At 70.5% G+C, this 18,040-nt stretch carries 10 protein-coding genes and 2 tRNA genes; 9 read left to right on the top strand and 3 right to left on the bottom strand.

Annotated features, from left to right (window positions below):
- Nucleotides 1–134 precede the first annotated feature (134 nt).
- From H283_RS0100830 to H283_RS0100800, 7 genes are all read left to right on the top strand, one after another.
- Nucleotides 135–1,556 (top strand): M4 family metallopeptidase, encoded by a 1,422-nt coding sequence (locus tag H283_RS0100830; RefSeq protein ID WP_020141607.1) that lies wholly within the window; start codon nt 135–137, stop codon nt 1,554–1,556.
- 420 nt (nt 1,557–1,976) lie between these two features.
- Nucleotides 1,977–4,193, top strand: coding sequence for a DNA topoisomerase (ATP-hydrolyzing) subunit B (gene gyrB / locus H283_RS0100825; protein WP_020141606.1), 2,217 nt, complete (start codon nt 1,977–1,979; stop codon nt 4,191–4,193).
- A gap of 133 nt (nt 4,194–4,326) precedes the next feature.
- On the top strand, nt 4,327–7,104 hold the full coding sequence (gyrA, locus tag H283_RS0100820) for a DNA gyrase subunit A (protein WP_020141605.1): 2,778 nt from the start codon (nt 4,327–4,329) through the stop codon (nt 7,102–7,104).
- Nucleotides 7,101–7,766: a DUF3566 domain-containing protein gene (locus H283_RS0100815; RefSeq protein WP_156022895.1), complete on the top strand. Its 666-nt coding sequence runs from the start codon at nt 7,101–7,103 to the stop codon at nt 7,764–7,766. The genes gyrA and H283_RS0100815 overlap by 4 nt, the downstream gene beginning before the upstream one ends.
- 189 nt (nt 7,767–7,955) lie before the next feature.
- A tRNA-Ile gene (locus H283_RS0100810) sits at nt 7,956–8,032 on the top strand.
- Between the two features lie 29 nt (nt 8,033–8,061).
- Nucleotides 8,062–8,241, top strand: a complete 180-nt coding sequence (locus H283_RS0100805) for a DLW-39 family protein (RefSeq protein WP_020141603.1) — start codon at nt 8,062–8,064, stop codon at nt 8,239–8,241.
- Between the two features lie 17 nt (nt 8,242–8,258).
- Nucleotides 8,259–8,334, top strand: a tRNA-Ala gene (locus tag H283_RS0100800).
- A gap of 148 nt (nt 8,335–8,482) precedes the next feature.
- On the opposite strand, the gene H283_RS26380 is transcribed toward H283_RS0100800, so the two are convergent.
- Together H283_RS26380 and H283_RS0100790 are read right to left on the bottom strand one after the other, a co-directional pair.
- On the bottom strand, nt 8,483–10,894 hold the full coding sequence (locus tag H283_RS26380) for a caspase family protein (protein WP_020141602.1): 2,412 nt from the start codon (nt 10,892–10,894) through the stop codon (nt 8,483–8,485).
- Nucleotides 10,891–11,283, bottom strand: a complete 393-nt coding sequence (locus H283_RS0100790; RefSeq protein WP_043647887.1) for a hypothetical protein — start codon at nt 11,281–11,283, stop codon at nt 10,891–10,893. Before H283_RS0100790 ends, H283_RS26380 begins: the two co-directional genes overlap by 4 nt.
- 166 nt (nt 11,284–11,449) lie before the next feature.
- Between H283_RS0100790 and H283_RS0100785 the strand changes: the two genes are divergently transcribed.
- Together H283_RS0100785 and H283_RS0100780 are read left to right on the top strand one after the other, a co-directional pair.
- Nucleotides 11,450–12,805 carry a glutamine synthetase family protein gene (locus tag H283_RS0100785; RefSeq protein WP_028785238.1) on the top strand — a complete coding sequence of 452 codons (1,356 nt, stop codon included), beginning with the start codon at nt 11,450–11,452 and terminating at the stop codon, nt 12,803–12,805.
- 1 nt (nt 12,806) lies between these two features.
- Nucleotides 12,807–13,979: an amidohydrolase family protein gene (locus H283_RS0100780; protein ID WP_020141599.1), complete on the top strand. Its 1,173-nt coding sequence runs from the start codon at nt 12,807–12,809 to the stop codon at nt 13,977–13,979.
- An 81-nt stretch (nt 13,980–14,060) separates the two neighbouring features.
- On the opposite strand, the gene H283_RS0100775 is transcribed toward H283_RS0100780, so the two are convergent.
- The gene (locus tag H283_RS0100775) at nt 14,061–17,666 is read right to left on the bottom strand and encodes an RICIN domain-containing protein (protein WP_020141598.1); all 3,606 of its coding nucleotides are present in this window, start codon (nt 17,664–17,666) and stop codon (nt 14,061–14,063) included.
- Nucleotides 17,667–18,040 lie beyond the last annotated feature (374 nt).

Here is an 18,040-nt window from a genome sequence, read left to right as displayed (position 1 = left end):
CGTCCCGGTTCCGCCCGCGGGCCCCGGGGCACGGCTGCCGAAACGAGGGGAACTCTTTACGAATCCTTTCCCGACGCAGACCTCCCGCGCGTGGTTGCCTGTGTCGTTGGCCCCCACTCCTCGAAAGGTTCGACATGCGTCGTACGCCTCTCATCGCCACCGCCTCGGTCGTCGCCGCGGTCGGCGCCCTCCTCTCGACGGCGGCCACCGGCTCCGTCGCCGCTCCGGCCCCCGCCGCGGCCGGTGCCTCCGTGCCCGCGGACCTCACGCTCGTCCAGGTGCGCCAGAGCCTGCTCGGCTCGCACAGCTGGTACGCCCAGACCTACCGCGGCGTCCCGGTGCTCGGCGGCTGGTACGCCGTCCACTCGACGGGCTCCGCCGCCTCGGTCGACGACGGTCGTCGCGCCGTCACCGGACTCACCTCGGTCTCGCCGGGTGTCGCCCGCGCGTCTGCCGCCACCGCCGCGAAGGGCCACGGCAACGCCCGCGCGAGCCGACTCGTCGTCGTGCCGGGCGTCGCCGGTGCTCCGGCCACGCTGGCCTGGCAGGTCACGACCGACGCGGACAAGCAGGTGCTCGTCGACGCCCGCAGCGGCCGGGTCACCAAGGTCACCGACGAGCGCGTCCTCGCGAACGGCTCGGGAAAGGTCTTCGACCCCAACCCCGTCGTCGCGCTGCAGAACGAGTCGCTCAAGGACGCGAACAACGCCGACAGCGCCGTCCCCGCCTCGGCCTACAAGACGGTGACGCTCGCCAACCTCGACGGCTCGGGCTACCTCAAGGGCAGCTGGGCCAACGTCACGAACGCCAAGAAGGGCAAGAACCCCGGCGCGTTCTCGTCGACGCTCTCCTTCCCCTACACGCGCAGCGACACCCGCTTCGAGCAGGTCAACAGCTACTACGCCGTCGACCGGGTCCAGACCTACATCCAGTCGCTCGGCTTCGCCGACGTCAACCACGAGTCCCAGGACCTCAGCGTCAACACGACGACGCAGGACAACTCCTGGTACACCCCGAGCCAGGACACCATCACCATCGGCACGGGCGGCGTCGACGACGGCGAGGACCAGGAGGTCGTGTGGCACGAGTACGGCCACGCGGTCCAGGACGACCAGGTGCCGGGCTTCGGCAGCGGCTCGGACGCGGGCGCCATCGGTGAGGGCTTCGGCGACTACCTCGCGGCCACGATGTCGCAGGGCAACTCGGCCGACACCGCCACGACCCCGTGGGCGTGCGTCATGGACTGGGACTCGACGTCCTACACCTCGACGACGCCGCACTGCATCCGCCGCCTCGACACGACCAAGACCGTCGCCAACCGCACCGGCGAGGTGCACGACGACGGTGAGATCTGGAGCCACGCGCTCTGGGACGTCAACAAGGCCTTCGGCCGGGACAAGGCGACGCGGATCATCCTCGAGGCGCAGTTCTCCTACGTTCCGTCGACGACGTGGGCCGCGGCAGCGCAGAAGACCGTCGACGCCGCGACCGCGCTCTACGGCGCGACCGACGCCGCCACGGTGAAGGCCGCGTTCCACGCCCGTGGCATCCTCTGACGGCGGGGATCCGCCCCACCGAGGTCGTATGCCGGGAGGCCGGGTTCCGCTGGGACCCGGCCTCCCGGCATACCCGGGCTGACCTGCCTGCTGACACCACGATCGGGGGCCGCGAGCCGGTCCCGTCAGGCCCTGGACGCCCTGTGGACGACGGCCCTCGGGACGTCCCGGATGGAGGAGAATGGGCGTCGGCGGCAGGGGTGGGGACGCCGACGGCGATGCGGCGAGTGAGGGTGCCTGAGGGGCGCTGAGGCCCCCGGGCGTGATCCTCCCCTCGGATCCACGGGTTCTCGGGCCGGAAAGTGCCCGTTTCGCGCGTCTGAGGGCACGGTTTGCGGTCCCGGACCGTTAGACTGATGAGGTTGCGGCTCGACGTCCACGTCGAGCCGCCCGCATGAGGTCTGACCACCGAGGAGAGCCGTGTCCGACGCCGACGAGCCGATCACCACCAGCACCACCCCCAGTCCCACCGGATCCGACTCCGTGGCAGCAACCGACACAGCAGCTCCCCTCCCCGAGGCACCCGTGGTCCCTGAGGCACCGGCGGTCCCGGCCGACGTCCGGCCCAACGGCGTCGACTACGACGCGAGCGCGATCACCGTCCTCGAGGGTCTTGAGGCCGTGCGCAAGCGCCCCGGCATGTACATCGGCTCGACCGGTCCCCGCGGCCTGCACCACCTCGTCTACGAGATCGTCGACAACGCCGTGGACGAGTCGCTCGCCGGCTACGCCGACACCATCGACGTCACCCTCCTCGCCGACGGCGGCGTCCGGGTCAAGGACAACGGCCGCGGCATCCCCACCGACATCCACCCGGTCGAGAAGATCAGCGCCGTCGAGCTCGTGCTCACGCAGCTGCACGCCGGCGGCAAGTTCGGTGGCGGCGGCTACAAGGTCTCCGGCGGCCTGCACGGCGTCGGCAGCTCCGTCGTCAACGCCCTGTCGACCCGCCTCAAGGCCGCGGTCCGCCAGAAGGGCCACGTCTTCCGGATGAGCTTCACCGACGGCGTGCCCGACGGCCCCCTCGAGAAGCAGGAGGCCACCGACGAGACCGGCACGACGATCACCTTCTGGGCCAACGCCGACATCTTCGAGACCGTCGACTACGACTTCGAGACCATCCGGGCCCGGATGCAGCAGATGGCCTTCCTCAACAAGGGCCTGACGATCAACCTCGTCGACGAGCGCATCGAGCAGCCCGCGGGCGACCGCGACGTCGACCTCGACGACCTCGACGAGGACCTCGAGGTCGTCGAGGAGTCGACCGAGGACGACGAGCCCCAGGACGCAGCGGCCGACGCCGGCTCAGGCGAGAAGAAGAAGGTCACGGCCAAGCGGGTCAGCTACCGCTACGACAACGGCCTCGTCGACTACGTCAACCACATCAACGGCAGCAAGCGCAGCGAGCCGGTGCACCCCGAGGTCATCTCGATCGAGGTCGAGGACGAGGCCCGCTCGCTCAGCCTGGAGCTCGCGATGCAGTGGACCAACGCCTACAGCGAGTCGGTGCACACCTACGCCAACGCGATCAACACCCATGAGGGCGGCACCCACGAAGAGGGCTTCCGCGCGGCGATGACCAAGCTCGTCAACGACTTCGCGCGCCGCCAGAACCTCCTCAAGGAGAAGGACGAGAACCTCACCGGCGACGACGTCCGCGAGGGCCTCACCGCCGTCATCTCGGTCAAGCTCGCCGAGCCGCAGTTCGAGGGCCAGACGAAGACCAAGCTCGGCAACTCCGAGGTCAAGGGCTTCGTCCAGCGCGCCATGACCGAGGAGTTCGGACACTGGCTCGGGGCGCACCCCAACGAGGGCAAGGACATCGTCCGCAAGTCGGTCCAGGCCGCGGCCGCGCGCATGGCGGCCCGCAAGGCCCGCGAGGCGACCCGGCGCAAGGGCCTGCTCGAGTCGGGCGGCCTGCCCGGCAAGCTCAAGGACTGCCAGAGCAAGGACCCGAGCCTTTCCGAGGTCTTCATCGTCGAGGGTGACAGCGCCGGCGGCTCGGCCACCCAGGCCCGTGACCCGCACACCCAGGCGATCCTCCCGATCCGCGGCAAGATCCTCAACGTCGAGAAGGCGCGCATCGACAAGATCCTCGCCAACAACGAGGTCCAGGCGCTCATCTCCGCCTTCGGCACCGGCATCGGCGAGGACTTCGACATCGAGAAGGCTCGCTACCACAAGATCGTGCTCATGGCCGATGCCGACGTCGACGGCATGCACATCCGCACGCTCCTGCTGACGCTGCTCTTCCGGTTCATGCGCCCGCTCATCGAGGCCGGCTACGTCTACCTCGCGCAGCCTCCGCTCTTCCGCCTGCGGTGGAGCAACGGCATCGACCACCAGTTCGCCTACTCCGACAAGGAGCGCGACGGCTTGCGCGCCCTGGGCGAGAGCAAGGGCTGGCGGCTGCCGAAGGACAACCCGATCCAGCGCTACAAGGGCCTCGGAGAGATGAACTACTCCGAGCTCGGTGAGACGACGATGGACCAGAACAGCCGCACGCTGCTCCAGGTCACGCTCGACGACGCCGCCAAGGCCGACGAGGTCTTCGCCGTCCTCATGGGTGAGGACGTCGAGTCCCGGCGTTCCTTCATCCAGAAGAACGCCCGCGACGTGAAGTTCCTCGACATCTAGGCCACGAGGGCGTATGCCGTTCGCCCGCCCCCGCTGGGACGGGACGTTCCACGTGAAACGCACGACACGGCATACGCCATCAGCGGCGCCCCACGAACTGTACGAATGTGACTGAGAGACAAAGGGATCTGACGTGAGCGACGACCTGCCTCCCAACGACGGAGACGACGTCAACGAGACGCCCGACCAGGGTGACGAGACGCCCGACCAGAGCATCGAGGACATCCTCGGGCCCGACCCGGACGCCGCCGACCCGGACGACGACGAGGGCGACCCGAACGCCCGGGCCGTCGTCGTGCCGACCGATCTCCCGCAGCACGACCGGGTCGAGCCGATCGACCTCAACACCGAGATGCAGCGCAGCTACATCGAGTACGCCATGTCGGTCATCGTGTCGCGCGCCCTGCCCGACGTGCGCGACGGCCTCAAGCCCGTGCACCGCCGCATCGTCTACGCGATGTACGACGGCGGCTACCGCCCCGACCGCGGCTACAACAAGTGCGCTCGCGTCGTCGGCGACGTCATGGGTCACTACCACCCGCACGGCGACTCGGCGATCTACGACGCCCTGGTGCGCCTCGTGCAGGACTGGTCGCTGCGCTACCCGCTCGTCGACGGCCAGGGCAACTTCGGTTCCCGCGGCAACGACGGCGCGGCCGCCCCGCGATACACCGAGTGCCGGATGGCCTCGATCGCGATGGAGATGGTCCGCGACATCGAGCAGGACACCGTCGACTTCGTCCCAAACTACGACGGCAAGACGATGCAGCCGGCCGTGCTGCCCAGCCGCTTCCCCAACCTGCTCGTCAACGGCTCGGCCGGCATCGCGGTCGGCATGGCGACGCAGATCCCGTCGCACAACCTCCGCGAGGTCGCGGCGGGCGCGCAGTACTACCTCGACCACCCGGACATCTCGCGCGAGGACCTCCTCGAGGCGCTCCTCGGGATCATCAAGGGCCCGGACTTCCCCACCGGTGCCCTGATCATGGGGCACAAGGGCATCGAGGACGCCTACCGCACGGGCCGCGGCTCGATCATCATGCGGGCCGTCGTCGAGGTCGAGGAGATCCGCAACCGGCAGTGCCTGGTCGTCAAGGAGCTTCCGTACCAGGTCAACCCCGACATGCTCGCGATGAAGATCGCCGACCTCGTCAAGGACGGCAAGATCTCCGGCATCGCCGACATCAACGACGAGACCTCGGGCCGCACCGGCCAGCGTCTCGTCATCACGCTCAAGCGTGACGCCGTGGCCAAGGTCGTGCTCAACAACCTCTACAAGCACACCCAGCTGCAGACGACGTTCGGCGCCAACATGCTCGCCCTCGTCGACGAGGTGCCGCGCACGCTGCCGCTCGACGGCTTCATCCGGCACTGGGTCGACCACCAGGTCGAGGTCATCGTCCGGCGCACGACCTTCCGCCTGCGCAAGGCCGAAGCCGACATCCACATCCTGCGCGGTCTGCTCAAGGCGCTCGACCGTCTCGACGAGGTCATCGCCCTCATCCGTGGGTCGCGCACCGTCGACATCGCCCGCGACGGCCTCATCGAGCTGCTCGAGATCGACGAGATCCAGGCCAACGCGATCCTCAACATGCAGCTGCGCCGCCTTGCGGCCCTCGAGCGCGAGAAGCTCATCGAGGCCCACGACGAGCTGCAGGCCCTCATCGACGAGTACACCGCGATCCTCGCCTCGCCGGTCCGCCAGCGCGAGATCGTCAGCTCGGAGCTCGCCGGCATCGTCGAGCGCTACGGCGACGAGCGACGCACGACGATCGTGCCGTTCGACGGCGACATGTCGATGGAGGACCTCATCCCCGAGGAGGACGTCGTCGTCACGATCACCCGTGGCGGCTACGCCAAGCGCACGCGCGTCGACCAGTACCGCTCGCAGAAGCGCGGCGGCAAGGGCGTGCGCGGCGCCTCGCTGCGTGGGGAGGACGTCGTCGAGCACTTCTTCACGACGACGACCCACCACTGGCTGCTCTTCTTCACCAACCTCGGCCGCGTCTACCGCGCCAAGGCCTACGAGCTGCCCGAGGGCTCTCGCGACAGCAAGGGCCAGCACGTGGCCAACCTGCTCGCCTTCCAGCCCGGCGAGCAGATCGCCCAGGTGCTCGCGGTCCGTGACTACGCCAAGGCCGACTACCTCGTCCTCGCCACCCGCGCAGGCCTCGTCAAGAAGACGCGCCTGGCCGACTACGACTCCAACCGCTCCGGCGGCCTCATCGCGGTCAACCTCCGCGAGGGCGACGAGCTCGTCGGCGCCGGCCTCGCCTCCAACCGCGACGACCTGCTGCTCGTCTCGCGCAAGGGCCAGTCGGTGCGCTTCACCGCGACCGACGAGGCGCTGCGCCCGATGGGTCGCTCGACCTCGGGCGTCACGGGCATGAAGTTCCGCGACGGCGACGACCTGCTCGCCATGTCGGTCGTCGAGGAGGGCGAGAGCCCGGACGTCTTCGTCGTCTTCGAGAACGGCCTCGCGAAGCGCACCCCGGTGTCGGAGTACCGCCTGCAGGGGCGTGGCGGCCTGGGTATCAAGGTCGCCAAGCTGTCCGACAAGGGCGGCGACCTAGTCGGCGCCCTCACGGTCATCGACACCGACGAGGTCATGGTCGTCATGGAGAAGGGCAAGATCGTGCGCTCGCGCGTCGACGAGGTGCGCCACACCGGGCGCTCGTCGCAGGGCGTGAAGTTCGCGACGCCCGACAAGGGTGACTCGATCGTGGCGGTGGCCCGCAACGCCGAGTCCGCCATCGTCACCGAGGTCGAGGACGGCGAGGGTGCCGAGGGCGACGCGTCGTCCGCTCCGGGAGCGCCCGCTACGGTTCCCGGCGCCGATGGCGTACCGTCGGACCAGACGTCGGGTGACGAGGCGAGCTCGTCGGACACCGACAACGGAGGTGACGAATGAGCGCGACCAGCCCTGAGGGCTCCGTGAGCGGCCCCGGCACGTCGACCCGGACGGGCAGCGGCTCCGGCTTCACCGACGACCAGGGCCAGAACGGCTCCTACTACGCCGCGAGCGGGTCGAGCGGGTCGTCCGGCAGCACGTCGGGTGCCTCGAGCGCCGACCCGGCCACCTCGCTCTCGCGGGGTGCGGTCACCAACCGCACCGCCCCGACGCAGCGGGTCGGCTCCGGCCAGTCGGGTGCCGCGTCGTCCACGGCGGCCGGTGCGCGCACCGCGACCGCGCACCGCAAGCCCAAGGGCCCGCGCCGCGTCCGCCTCGCCGTCGCGCGCGTCGACCCGTGGTCGGTCATGAAGATGAGCTTCCTGCTCTCCGTCGCCCTCGGCATCGCCGGCGTCATCCTCACGGCCGTCCTGTGGATGATCCTGTCGACGATGAACGTCTTCTCCGACGTCGAAGGTGTGCTCCAGTCGCTCCAGACGACGACGTCCGACCCGTTCTCGATCAAGGACTACGTCGGCTTCGGCCGCGTCGTGTCCCTCTCGATCGTCATCGGTGTCATCGACGTCATCCTCATGACGGCGATCGCGACCGTCATGGCCTTCCTCTACAACATCTGCTCGGCCCTGGTCGGCGGCGTGCAGCTGACGCTCACCGACGACTGACCGGTCTCGGTCGGTGCCGCGTCGGGCTCCCGGCCGGCGTCACCGACGCGGCCACACGGCATACGCAAGCGGCCCCCACCCTCGCGGGTGGGGGCCGTTTTGTATGAGGCGAGGTGCATCGGGTAACGTTTCCCCTCGCGTCCGGTCGTCATCTCTGATGGTGTGGATCGGCCGCGCGAAGGTGACGATGGGCCTATAGCTCAGACGGTTAGAGCGCTTCCCTGATAAGGAAGAGGTCGGAGGTTCAAGTCCTCCTAGGCCCACCATCACCGCCACCACGGAGAGGATCCCTCGCATGCTGAAGCGTCTCGCCCTCGTCGGTGCAGCCGTCGCCGGCGTCGTCTTCCTCCGCAAGAAGGCGAAGCAGCAGCAGGCCGAGCAGGACCTGTGGACCCAGGCCACTGACGACGTGCACGCGCCCGTCGCACCGGCCACCGCTCCCACGGCGACCGACGAGGCCGACACCTCGGCCTGAGCCGCTCTCCCCCACTCGGGGCCATGGCGCAATTGGTAGCGCACCTGCTTTGCAAGCAGGGGGTTAGGGGTTCGAGTCCCCTTGGCTCCACCAGCAACGACCTCGTCCTCGATCGGGCGGGGTCGTTCGTGCGTTTCGGGTAGGTGTCCGGCGCGGACCCGGCTCGTCGGGCGCGAGATCGCGCGACTGGTGCGTCCTGACGACATGGAGCGCGCGATCTGGTGCGCGACGTCGCGACCGATCAGGTGGTCGCAGATGCTGCCTTGCTCGACGGGCCCCGGAGTAACGCTGCTGCCAGCAGGAGCAGCCCGCACGCGAAGGTCAGCATCGGAACGGCGTGTGGATCGAAGTTCATGCGCGTGAGGTAGACCCACTCCGACACCGACCAGCTCAGGGCGCCCACCGCCCACCCGGCGAGCAGCGCGCGACCCACGGCGGCCTCGAGCAGCACTGCGGACACGGTGAACGCCAGGGTCAGCAGACCCCAGAGCAACGTGACAGCCCCCCAGTACGTCGAGGCCTGATCGGCGACGTGAACGGCGTACGCGATGAAGACGGCGGTCGTGGCGATCCCGAGACCCAGGGCCACGACCGATGTCCAGGCCCGCTGGTCGAACCGTCGGAACGGCACCCGGGTCCGCGACGTCACGGCCAGCAGGGTCGCCAGCGCCGTCCCCCCGACGAGGAGCTCACCGACCAACGCCACCAGCCAGCCGGCGTCGACACGGTCGGCGCCGGACGCGTTGAACACCCCGACGAGGGTGAGTGAGCCTGCACCGCAAGCGGCGCCGGTCGACGTGAGCAGCGCCACCGCGACAGGGGCCCGGACCCGGGGCACGAGCATCGTGACCCCGGCGGTCAGAGCCAGCACGCCCCGGGTGATTACTGCGGGGAGCTGCTCGGGTGCGTTGTCGGCGTAGGTGCCGCCGTCGAACCAGGGCAGGAAGATGCTCAGGAGGAGGAGAAGGCCAGCGAGGAGGGTCGCCCCACCTGCGACTCGTCGCCACGGAGGCACCGTCGCGCGGGTTGCGGCTGTGGCCGTGGCCGCGTCGGTGCGGGCTGGAGGGCCGGCGTGATCGGTGGGTCCGGCAGGCTCGTCGGGTGCCGCGGCCGGAGCGGAGGGCACCGGCGCCCCGCCCGAGTCGGCTTCCGCCGAGGCAGCGGTCGGCGCCCCGACGGTGGCCGCCGTGGCCGCCGTGGCCGCCGTGGCCGCCGTGGCCGGCGGGGCCGGTGCAGGTGCTGGCACGGACGTATCGTCGCCTGGTGTCTCCACGGGCACGAGGCGTCGTCCGACGAACTCCTCGTCGTCCGTCTCGGAGTGGGGGGTGGACTCCGTAGCGCCGTCCGGTGCGGCCTCGGGCGCGCGCGCGGGCGACTCGAGGAACCCCGTCCGGCGACCGACCGAGGCGGTGACCGGCACGACGACGGACCCCGTCGGACTCGTCAGGGTGATGCTGCCGGCATACGGCCGGTCGGTCGGTGAGAAGGTCACGGTGACGACGGAACCGTCCACGACGGCGCTGAGTGGTGGGTCGGCCTCGGCGCGAACCTGTCGTGCCAGCGGGACGCCGTCCACGTGGAGCTCGCGCTCGACGGCAACCGCGGCCCCGTAGGCGAGCTCGCCGAAGTCCAGTGTCGGAGGGCTGACCCGCGGCGCCGAGGCTCCGATGACCGCGGCGGCATCGTCGGCGACGGACTTCGTGTCGGCGCGGGCCACGGCCTGCAGGGCCTCGAGCGCTCCGAGGGCGACGCCCAGGTCGGGGTGTCCGAGCCGGTCGCGGAGCTCGACGACGGCACCGCGTCGGTAGGTCGGGTCGGGCTCACGCAGGGCCGCCACGATGGCCTCCGGGATCGGCACCGGCCGCACCTTCTTGTGCCGACTCTTCGCGAGGTAGACGTCACCGGACATCTCGACGTCGCGGCCCGGCGTCTGGCGGGGGTTCTGCTCCCGCACCCGGTCGAAGACGTAGTCGTAGAGCTCGCCCAGCGACACGAGGCCGTCCTCGTCGCGGTCCGCCTCGCCCGTCTGCAGGCCATGGACGACGGCCGAGGTGAAGACGGACGGCTGGACCTCGTGGTCGGTGGTCAACGTCGTCCCCTCGAACGCGTACTCCATGGCGCTCGAGGCACTGATCACCGCGCGTCCGCGGCCACCTCCCAGGCGCCCGGCCGGGAAGCTCTCCATGACGTTCACCGGTCCGGCCGCCCGAACCGCGACGCCCTCGCCGAAGGCACCGCCGTAGCAGCAGTCGAGGAAGAGCACGATGGTGCGCGCTCGCGCGGTGCGCATGCAGCGCTGGATGAAGTCCGCTGGCACGGCCGTGGATCCGAGCCGGTCCGGGCGCGTGTTGCGGGCCGCGACGAAGAGCTCACCCGAGTCGCTCTTGAGCCCGTGGCCCGAGAAGTGCAGCAGCAGCAGGTCGTCCGGGCGACTTTCCGTGAAGAGGTCGTCGATGTGCGACTGCACCTCGTAGGAGGCGGCGTTGTGGACGATCGACACCTCGAAGCCGCCGATCTCCGGGTCGCCGAGGACGGCCGCGAGGGCCCGCGCGTCGGCCTCGGGGGCGCGCAGCTGGCCGAGGCTCGCGTGGTCGTAGGTGTCGTTGGCGATGATGAGCGCCCGCCGGGCGCCGGCCGCCGCGGTGTCGTTCATGGCGACGGTGCCCCGTGCCGTGCCAGGAAGATCCTGAGCAGGTCCTCCTGCTCGACGGAGGTGGCCCCGGACAGCTCGATGACGTCGCCGCTGATCTCGAGCCGCACCGTCCTGGTCTCCTCGGGCGCCCGCCCCAGCCACGCGCGCACCGACGAGATGAGCCCCGCGAGGCCACCCGATCCGATCACGGCGACGGCCAGGGCGTTCACCGTCTCCGGGTCCAGCCCGCGCGCACCCGGCTCGACCCCATCGGGTCGGGGTGCCGGGGACGGCACGACGTCGACGGCGTCCACGTGCCGCAGCTCCTGACGGAACTGTCGATGCAGCAGGTCGACCCGCGCGGCATCGGCCCCACGCTCGTGGAGTGTCACGTCAATGCTCGTCCCCATCGGCCCACCTCACGGCGCCGGAACCGCTTCCCTCGATGGTAGCGGCGTCGGGCGCGAGCGAGACGAGGCTTTTCACCAGGTCAGGTGATGCTCCCGGGTCCGCCCGGGTCCGCCCGGGTCCGGCAGTTGGGCGACGGAACGGGCTCGGCGGGGGCAGACTTCCGTCATGAGCTCGAGCGTGCCGGACGCCGACGACCTCACCGAGTCCCTCACCCGCCAGGGCGTACGCGTCGTGGCGGGGTGGGCGACCAACGCCTCCAACCTCGTCCACGCGAAGTCGATGCCCGTCGAGCGCACGGCCGCCTTCGTGGCCGCCGGCGCCGGCATGTCGCCCGTCCACCACGGCTACTCCCTCGACGGCTCCATCCAGTTCACGCCGTTCTACGACGCGGTCGGCGACCTGCGCCTGCGTCTCGTGCCCGAGCGCGTACGCGTGTTGCCCGGCGGGCTGGCCGCTGGGCCGACGCACGTGGTGACGCAGGACGGCGAGCCGGACCCGACCGCGCCGCGGCACGTCCTCACCGAGACCGTGGCCCGCCTCGCGGCCGACGGCCTGACCGCACGCGTCGGGCACGAGCTCGAGTTCGTCCTCGTCGCCCCTGACGGATCGGCGCTCCCGTCCGGAGCCTGGACGCCCTACGGCCTGTCTGCGCTCGTCGACCGGTCGGCACTCATCGGCGAGATCGTCGACGTCGCCACAGCCGCGGGGCTCGGCATCGAGCAGCTCCACGCGGAGTACGGCGCTCACCAGATCGAGGTGTCGCTCGCGCCGGAGTCGCCGGTCGACGCCGCGGACTCGGTGATCCTGCTCAAGACCGTCATCGGGATCGTCACGCGCGCACACGGACTGGCGGCCTCCTTCTCACCGGTCCCCTTCGCCGGCACGGTCGGCAACGGCGCGCACCAGCACCTCTCCCTCGCCTCCGAGGGCGTCAACCTCTTCGACGATCGGGCGTTCACGACACCGCACCACATCTCGACGTCGGGTGGACACGCCATCGCCGGGCTTCTCGACGGGCTCGTCGGGGCGCAGGCCGTGCTCACGGGCTCGATCGTCTCGGGTCGTCGACTCCGACCGGGTCTGTGGTCGGGAGCGACGCTCTGCTGGGGCGCCGAGAACCGCGAGGCAGCAGTGCGATTCCTCGCGGGCGGACCGTCGAACCCGCACGGGGCGAACGTCGAGGTCAAGCTCGTCGACCCGTCGGCAAACCCCTACCTCGCCTCGGCCGTGCTCATCGGTCTGGCCCATGACGGCATCGAGCGCCGGCTGCCGCTCCCGCCCGAAACCGTCCGTGACACAGGGAAGCTCGACAACGCCGAACGCGCCCGGTCCGGACTCTCGCTCGTCCTGACCGACCAGCGTGCGATCCTCGACGCCTTCAGCGGATCGGTCGCCGAGCGCATCCTGGGTGAGCGTTCGGCGGCTGCACTGCTCGCCGTCCGACGCCACGAGCGCGACGCCTTTGCGGGCCTGGCACCCGAGCAGCTCTGCGAGCGTCTCCGACTCGCGTGGTCGATCTGAGATGACACCCGGCCTCGACGGAGCCGCGCGCGACCTGCTCGCCGAGCTCGACGCCACCGCCCTCGTCGACCACCACGTGCACGGCGCCTTCCGTGCGGCACCGAGCAGGGCGGAATACGGCGACGCCCTCAACGAGGCCGACACCGAGCCCCTGCCTCCCGGCGTCGACCCGTTCGACAGCCAGGTGGGTCTCGCGGTCCGTGCGTGGTGCGCTCCCGTGCTCGGGCTCGACCGCCACGCGAGCCGCGACGACTACTGGACCCGACGGTCCGCGCTCGGTGAGGACGAGGTCAACCGGCGCTTCCTCGCCACGGCGGGGGTCAGCGACTGGCTCGTCGACACCGGGCATCGCGCGGACGACCTGCTGACCCCGGCCGAGCTGGCCGCCACCTCTGGTGGACGCGCCCGCGAAGTCGTGCGGCTCGAGTCGCTCGCCGAGTCGCTCGTGGCCGACGGGACCGAGCCACCGGCGTATGCCGCCGCGTTCCGCACGCTGCTCGCCGAGCGGGCGCGTGGTGGCGTCGCCGTGAAGTCGGTGCTTGCCTACCGCGCGGGGTTCGACGTCGACCTGAGCCGTCCGACCGATGCGCAGGTCGAACGTCACGTGGCGGCGTGGCTCAGGGACGTGGAACGGACCGGCTCGGTCCGGCTCAGCGATCCGAGGCTCATCGCGTTCGGCATCCACGAGGCGGCCGAGCTGGGCCTTCCCCTGCAGCTCCACGTCGGTCTCGGCGACCGGGACATGGACCTGCGCCGCTCCGACCCCCTGCTCCTCACCGACCTCCTCCGGATGCCCGAGATCGCGCGCATGCCGGTCACGCTGCTGCACTGCTACCCGTTCGAGCGACAGGCCGGCTACCTCGCGCAGGCCTTCCGCAACGTCTTCCTCGATGTCGGGCTCTCGGTGAACTTCGTCGGGGCGCGGGCGACGGCGCTCGTCGCGCGCAGCCTCGAGCTCGCACCCTTCGGCCAGGTGCTCTACAGCTCGGACGCCTGTGGCCCGTCCGAGCTGCACTTCCTCGGAGCACGCTTGTGGCGCAATGCGATCGCCCGGGTCGTCGGTGGCTTCGTCGCCGGCGACGAGTGGTCGGCCCCGGACGCCAGCAGGGTCGTCCGGATGATCGCCCGCGACAATGCCGTCCGCGCCTATGGCCTGCCCACGGGCGACCCCTGAGACGACGAGGGCCCGGTTCGAGGTCATGCGGCCGCGTCCTCACGCGTGCCCCACCTCGAACCGGGCCCGACCCGGAGCCGGCTAGTTCGCCGTCGCCGTCCAGCGCTGGGTCGTCGCGCCGGTGTCGGTCACCTGGACGACCTTGCCGGAGCCGTCGACCGCGAGCGAGAGCCCGCTGTGCTTGGCCGTCAGCTTCAGCTGGGTGCCCGACCGGGTGATCGTCCACTGCTGGTTCGTCGTGCCGGTGCAGGTGTACTGCCCGACGAGCGCCCCGGACGTCTGCGAGCTGGAGAAGACGTCCATGCACTGCCCGCTCTGCGCGTTCTTCACCTGGTACGCGCCGGAGTCCTGCAGCGTCACGACCCACTTCTGCGAGGCCGACGACGACACCGCCGCCGTCCCGAGCTGGGCCGAGCTCGACCCCGGCGCCTCGAGCGCGAGCCCTGACCCGACGTTGCCGAGCGAGTACTGCCCGTCGGCGATCGGCGGCGGCACGACGTCCTCGGTGCCCACGGTCATCGCGAAGACGTGCACGGCCGAGTTGGCCGGCAGCGTCACCGCAGCCACCTCCTTGGCCGGGTCGAGACGCACCGTCTTCGTGTAGAGCCGGTACGCGACGGTCGGGTACGCCGCACCGCTGGGCGTGTTCTTGCCCATCGTCGTGACGGCCGTCTTCGCGCCGTAGGTGTCGGTCGCGAGGCAGCACCAGTTCGGGAAGCCGACGGTCACCGCGGCCGACGAGCCGTCCGCGTAGTGCACGGTCGCCGCGCCAGCCGCCGAGCCGCTCGTGCCCGTCCCGAGGAACGCCAGCGCGTTGCCCCGCCCCGAGACCTGGATCGTCTCGCCGGCGGAGGCGACGTTGTCCTTGGTCCCCGGCTGCGACGTCGGCCACGTGAAGTCGAAGCCGTTCGCCGTCACCGTCGATCCAGGCGAGACACCTTGCGCCGCAAGCCGTTCGGCGATGAAGCTCGAGCCGCCACCGTCGATGTCACCCTTCGTGGGATCGGCCAGCGCCGTGACGCCGACGTTGCTGAAGGCACTCGCGAGGGACGAGAACGCGAGCCGCGTCTTCGTGGTGTCCGTGACGGTGCGTGACACGTCCCGCACGGTGTAGGCCGCCGAGGCCGTCACGGCATACGAGCCGGGTGTCGCTCCAGCCGGGGGTGTCACGCGGAAGCGGGCGGTGAACGTGCCGCCGTCCTTGAGGTCCGTCGCCGTCGTCGGTCCCGAGGGGGTCGCCGTCCAGCCGGCCGGCACACCGACCGAGGTCGACGTCACCTGGACGGGCTTGCCCGTCGAGTTCGTGAACGTCGCCGAGACCTCGCGGCCCTCACCGGGCACCGAGATGACCGGGGCCGTGACGTCGAGGGCCGCGTCCAGCTCGCCCGGCTGGGCGCCTCCGACCGCGCCGGCACCGGTGATCCGCACCGTGTGCGTGGCACCCGTCGACACCGAAGCAGTCTTGATCCGGACGACACCGGTGGCCGCGTCGTAGAACCACCCGGAGGTGGCTGCGTCGAGCGCCGACGCCGACGCCACGCCACCGACCTCCGCCCCGTCGACGGCAACCGCCGAGGGCGCCGTGTTCGTGTGCACGGCCAGGTCGTAGCCCCGCGAGGCAGGCTTGCCGGCGTACGAGCCGTTGACCGAACCGAGGGTCACCGTCACGGGACCCTTGCCGGTCGCGGGCGCCGCGACGTCGAAGCGCTGCGACGCGCTCGCCCCGGACTTCCACGCCTGGGAACGCCCGTCGTCCTCGTAGTTCGTGAAGGTCGACGTGCCCGAGGGGTAGACGTCGAGGTCGAGCCGACCGGAGTCCTTGCCGGCCTGCCAGTCGAGGCTGCCCTCGGGGAACATCGGCACGACGGCTCCGGCACGGACGAAGAGCGGCAGCCGGTCGAGCGGCGCCTTGTAGCCGTTCACCGTCTGCTTGCCGGAGTAGAGCCGACCCGTCCAGTAGTCGACCCACGTGCCCTCGGGCAGGTAGATGCCGTCGCGCACGGTGGTGTCGGAGTAGACCGGTGCGACGAGGAAGTCGTCACCGGCGAGGAACTCGTACTTCGCCGTGTCGCCCCAGGTGGCAGGGTCCTTCGGGTAGTTGGCGTAGAGCGGACGCGTCGGCCCCAGTCCGGTGCGCGACCCGTTCACGGTGTGCGTGTAGAGGTAGGGCAGCAGCCGCTCGTGCAGCTCGAGGTAGCTCCGGTTGATCGACGTGTACGGCTCGCCGTAGCGGTACGGCTGCTTGTCCTTGGCCGCCCACCCGCTCATCGCGTACGTCATCGGGAGGAACATCTTCCACTGGAGGTCACGCGTGTACGTGTCCGCGCTGCCCCCGAAGATGCCGTCGATGTCGCCCGTCGTCACGTGCTGCCCCGACAGGGTCGAGCCGGCATACGTCGGGATCTGCCACTTGATGTAGTCCCACGACCCCGACTGGTCCCCGCTCCACATGGCGCCGCAGCGCTGCGTGCCGGCCCAGCCCTCGATGGTCAGGACGGTCGCGCGGTCGGTGCTGCCGGACTCGATCCCGTCGCGGGCCTTCTCGCACGCGTCGAGCGCGAAGCGGTAGCCGGGGCCGACCCAGGCGACGTCGGTCTTGCGCACGCGCACGCCGCTCGCGACCTCGTAGGGCTGGTTGGTCAGGTCCGACTGCGTCCACAGCCCGAGCTCGGAGCCGTGGTCGACGAGCATGTCGTGCGTCTCGGGGAGGTCCTCGTAGCCGCAGCCGTAGCCGTCGTTGACGAGCGTCCACCCGAGCGGCATGCGGTTGGCCGCGTAGCCGTCGGCGATCGCGGTCGTGTCGCGCAGGGTCCTGCGCTCGCCGCGGTTCGCGTTGTGCAGGTAGCAGTCGGCGTCGCCGACCTCGAGCGCGTACATCGGCAGCATGAGCGGACGTCCGGTCAGCTCGGTGTAGCCGTCGAGCACCTGCCGCGTGTCGCCGACGAAGTAGTAGGCGTCGAAGCGCTGCTCCTGGTGCGTCGTGCGCACCGGCGCGTGGAAGTCGTAGGTCCCGGGCGCGAAGGTGTTGCGCAGCACCCCGTAGCCCGCGCTGGAGAGGTAGAAGGGCGCCGCGTTGGGATTGCCCCCGTCGTCCCAGTTGTAGTCACGGCTGATCGTGATCGAGGTGTCCCGGTGGCTGAAGCGGCCGTTCTGCATGCCGCCGCCGAAGAACTGCTCCTGGGCTCCCCGGGCGAGCGTCTGCGTCATGCCGCTCGCGTTCCACGCCAGTGGCGCCGTCTCGCGCATCAGCTCGGCGCCGCTCGCGTCCTGCAGCCGGAGGGTGATCGGGGACTTCGTGACCGTGAGCCGCGCCTTGGCCGTCGAGATGACGTATGCCGTGCCGGTGTCGGTCACGCTCGACGCGCCGCCGGCGTAGTCCCGCTTGACGACGATGTCGGCGTCGGGTGCGGACGGATCGGCGGGGTCCGCCGACGCGGGGTCGGTGAAGGTGCCGTCGGGTGCGACCTGGACGCGCAGCAGGTCCGTGTCGTCGACCTTGACGCGCAGCTTCGCCACGCCCGAGCCGAAGGTGTAGGTGTCGCCGCTGCGACTGTAGGCCGTGACGTCACCGAGGTGCGCGTCGGCGGCCCGTGCCGGGCCGGAGACCAGCACCAGGCCCGAGAGGGCGACGGCGGCACCCGCGAGGGCACTGACCCCTCTCCGCGCTGTGTGTTTGAAACTGCTCATTCAAGCATCCTTTCGCTCACAATCAGTCACCCTCTGTGGGTAGGACCGTAGAGGTGGGCGGAAAGGGGCGTCAAGAGTTCCGGGCAAATCGGACAGTCCGGGACGAGCTCCGTCCGGCCTGGGAGCCCACAGCGAATCCACGGCAACTTCCTCTGGCGCAACGTCGGCTCTGGTGCCATGCTCGGTGGTGGCGCAAGTCTCCGAGTCCCTTCAGGGACACCGGATCTCGTGGGTGTGACGCGTGGAAGGAACCGAACTGACGCGCTTGATGTGATGCAATCTTCATCGAGCCCCTCGCGCAACCAGCCGGACAGGGTCTAGACTGGTGGTAGCGAAGGGTTGGGCCCGCACGAACCGCGCCCAGCCCTTCTGCA

Source organism: Terracoccus sp. 273MFTsu3.1 (assembly GCF_000383675.1).
GTDB lineage: Bacteria > Actinomycetota > Actinomycetes > Actinomycetales > Dermatophilaceae > Terrabacter.
The sequence above is the reverse complement of the archived record's forward strand: the minus strand, read 5'-3'. Positions and strand labels throughout refer to the sequence as shown.